Genomic DNA, 3679 nt, shown 5'->3' on the forward strand with positions numbered 1-3679 from the left:
ATAAGAGACAGGCCCACCGGCGTCCGCGGTCCCCGGCACGGTTCCACGTCTGCGGGGGCAGGTCCCCACACACACTTCGTGGCCGCACCGCGCACACCCGGCGCAGGGCGGTTGGACAGGGAGAAACGACAAGGTGGCAGCACCGAAGAAGGGCCGACGGCCGGCGGGGGGCCAGAGCAGGCCGGGGCGTGCCCTGGCTCTGATCCTGATCGCCATGGTCGCGCTCACGGGCGGAATGTTCTGGTCGGGGCACACCACTCCGCGGCTGGGCATCGACCTCGCGGGCGGTACGTCGATCACGCTCAAGGCGAAGGCCGAGCCGGGCAAGGAAGACGCCGTCAACGAGACCAACATGAACACCGCGGTCGGCATCATCGACCGCCGTGTCAATGGTCTGGGTGTCTCCGAGGCCGAGGTTCAGACGCAGGGCAAAGAGAACATCATCGTCAACATCCCCCGGGGTGTGAACGAGAAGCAGGCCCGTGAGCAGGTCGGCACCACCGCCCAGCTCTACTTCCGGCCCGTTCTGACCTACGCGCCCTCGCAGCAGCCCGCGCCGGACGCGAGCTCCTCCGCCTCGCCGAAGCCCTCGGCTTCCGGAGCGACCGCCGACAGTGGCAAGAAGGACGATAAGTCCGCCACACCGTCGTCGAGCGCCTCCACCCAGGGCCGCGCGGTCTCCGAGGCCCTGAAGGCCCCGAGCCCCACGCCGACCGCGAGCGGTTCCGCCACCCCGAAGAGCTCGGACAGCCCCAAGCCCTCGGCCACGCCGAGCGCCGACCCCGCGGCCTCCGCCCTTGAGCAGAAGTTCGCGGCCCTGAACTGCCTCGACCCGAAGCAGCGCGCCGCCGCCGGTCAGGGCGTCAAGCCCGAGGACTCCACCGTCGCCTGTGGCAAGAACGCCATCGGCCAGTGGGAGAAGTACCTTCTCGGCCCGGCCGAGGTCGACGGCAAGGACGTCGACAACGCCAAGGGCGTCCTCGACCAGCAGCGCGGCATGTGGATCGTGAACATGGAGTTCACGGAGGCGGGCGCCAAGAAGTTCTCGCAGATCACCAGCAAGCTGTCGCAGCAGCAGGAGCCGCAGAACCAGTTCGCGATCGTGCTGGACGGCGAGGTCGTCTCGGCCCCGTCGGTGCGCACCACGCTGAGCGCCAACGCGGAGATCTCCGGCAGCTTCACCCAGCAGTCGGCCCAGGACCTCGGCAACATCCTGTCCTACGGTGCCCTGCCGCTCTCCTTCGACACCCAGAGCGTCGACACCGTCACCGCCGCCCTCGGCGGCGAGCAGCTGCAGGCGGGCCTGATCGCCGGTGCGATCGGTCTGGCCCTGGTCGTCCTCTACCTGGTGATCTACTACCGCGGCCTGTCCTTCGTGGCGCTGCTCAGCCTTCTGGCCTCGGCGATCCTCACGTACGTGATCATGTCGCTGCTCGGCCCGGCCATCGGCTTCGCGCTGAACCTGCCGGCCGTCTGTGGCGCCATCGTCGCCATCGGAATCACCGCAGACTCGTTCATCGTCTACTTCGAACGCATCCGCGACGAGATCCGCGAGGGGCGCACGCTCCGCCCGGCCGTCGAGCGCGCGTGGCCCCGTGCCCGCCGCACGATCCTCGTCTCCGACTTCGTGTCGTTCCTCGCCGCCGCCGTGCTCTTCGTCGTCACCGTCGGCAAGGTCCAGGGCTTCGCGTTCACGCTCGGTCTGACCACCCTGCTCGACGTGGTCGTGGTGTTCCTCTTCACGAAGCCGCTGATGACGCTGCTCGCACGGACCAAGTTCTACGGCGAGGGCCACGCCTGGTCCGGGCTGGACCCGAAGCGTCTCGGCGCCAAGCCGCCGCTGCGCCGCTCCCGTCGTGTCTCCGCCCCCGTCGACTCCCCGAAGGAGGCGTGAGATGGCGAGCAAGCGCGACAGCCTCGGCGCCCGGCTCAACCGCGGTGAGGTCGCCTACGACTTCATCGGCAACCGCAAGCTCTGGTACGGCCTGTCCATCCTGATCACCATCACGGCGATCGTGGCTCTGGCCGTCCGAGGCCTGAACATGGGCATCGAGTTCCAGGGCGGTGCGGTCTTCACCACCCCGAAGTCGGAAGTCTCGGTCTCCCAGGCCCAGGAGTACGCCGAAGAGGCCTCCGGCCACACCGCGGTCGTACAGAAGCTCGGCAGCGGCGCGCTGCGCATCCAGGTCGGCGGCCTCGACACGTCGCAGTCCGACCAGGTCCGCACCGAGCTCGCCAAGGACCTGAACATCGCCGAGGACAAGATCGCGGCGGAGCTGGTCGGCCCCAGCTGGGGTGAGCAGATCGCCAACAAGGCATGGACCGGTCTCGCGGTCTTCATGATCCTCGTGGTGATCTATCTGGCCATCGCCTTCGAGTGGAGAATGGCGGTAGCGGCGCTCATCGCCCTGATCCACGACCTGACCATCACCGTCGGCATCTATTCGCTCGTCGGGTTCGAGGTCACGGTCGGTACGGTCATCGGTCTGCTGACGATCCTCGGCTATTCGCTGTACGACACGGTCGTCGTCTTCGACTCCCTCAAGGAGGGAACGAAGGACATCACCAAGCAGACCCGCTACACGTACAGCGATCTGGCCAACAAGTCGATCAACGGAACGCTGATCCGTTCGATCAACACCACCGTCGTGGCCCTGCTGCCGGTCGCCGGACTGCTCTTCATCGGTGGCGGTGTCCTCGGCGCCGGCATGCTGAACGACATCTCGCTTTCGCTGTTCGTCGGGCTCGCCGCCGGTGCGTACTCCTCGATCTTCATCGCCACCCCGCTCGTCGCCGACCTCAAGGAGCGCGAGCCGGCGATCAAGGCGCTGAAGAAGCGGGTGCTCGCCAAGCGGGCGTCGGCTGCCGCCAAGGGCGAGAGCCTGGACGAATCCGACGAGCACCATGACAGCTTCGAGGACGAGGACCACGCCGCCGTCGTCGGCCAGCGCGGCCGTCGGGGCCGGGCGTCGGAGAACCGCGGATGACCGCCGGGACCCAGGACACCACCGCCCTGCTGCTCAGCCGGATCCGTGACGTCCCCGACTACCCGAAGCCGGGCGTGCTGTTCAAGGACATCACCCCGCTGCTCGCGGACCCGGTGGCGTTCACGTCCCTGACCGACACCCTCGCCACGCTGTGCGCCACGCACGGTGCGACGAAGATCGTCGGCCTCGAGGCGCGCGGCTTCATCCTCGCCGCACCGGTGGCCGTCCGCGCGGGCCTGGGCTTCATCCCGGTCCGCAAGGCCGGCAAGCTGCCCGGAGCGACGCTGAAGCAGGCGTACGAGCTGGAGTACGGCACCGCCGAGATCGAGGTGCACGCCGAGGACCTGGCCGCGGGCGACCGCGTCATGGTCATCGACGACGTCCTCGCGACCGGCGGCACCGCCGAGGCCTCGCTGGAGCTCATCCGGCGGGCCGGCGCCGAGGTCGCGGGTGTCGCGGTCCTCATGGAGCTCGGCTTCCTCGCCGGGCGGGCCCGGCTGGAGCCCGCGCTGCGCGGCGCCCCGCTGGAGGCGCTGATCACGGTCTGACACGGCACCACGTGCGGTGAGGGGGGCGCCCCGGGGAATCCCCGGGGGGCCCCCCCCCGTGTCCCGGGATTTGCCCGGACGGGGGCGGTGCGGGGCGGGGGGGCCGTCGCACCCCCCCCACGCGGGGGCCCCGGGGGGGCCGGG

At 69.5% G+C, this 3679-nt stretch carries 3 protein-coding genes; all 3 read left to right on the top strand.

From position 1 onward, the window contains the following. Window positions 1–133 precede the first annotated feature (133 nt). Genes secD through ACFC0D_RS38285 form a run of 3 tightly spaced genes read left to right on the top strand, consistent with a single transcriptional unit; the run spans window position 134 to window position 3535 of the window. Window positions 134–1894: a protein translocase subunit SecD gene (gene secD / locus ACFC0D_RS38275; protein ID WP_376446667.1), complete on the top strand. Its 1761-nt coding sequence runs from the start codon at window positions 134–136 to the stop codon at window positions 1892–1894. A gap of 1 nt (window position 1895) precedes the next feature. Further along, entirely contained in the window at window positions 1896–2987 is a 1092-nt protein-coding gene (gene secF, locus ACFC0D_RS38280) for a protein translocase subunit SecF (protein ID WP_376446670.1), read from the top strand. Then, the gene (locus tag ACFC0D_RS38285) at window positions 2984–3535 is read left to right on the top strand and encodes an adenine phosphoribosyltransferase (RefSeq protein ID WP_376446673.1); all 552 of its coding nucleotides are present in this window, start codon (window positions 2984–2986) and stop codon (window positions 3533–3535) included. The genes secF and ACFC0D_RS38285 overlap by 4 nt, the downstream gene beginning before the upstream one ends. Window positions 3536–3679 lie beyond the last annotated feature (144 nt).

It is taken from the genome of Streptomyces sp. NPDC056222, from assembly GCF_042264065.1.
Lineage (GTDB): Bacteria > Actinomycetota > Actinomycetes > Streptomycetales > Streptomycetaceae > Streptomyces.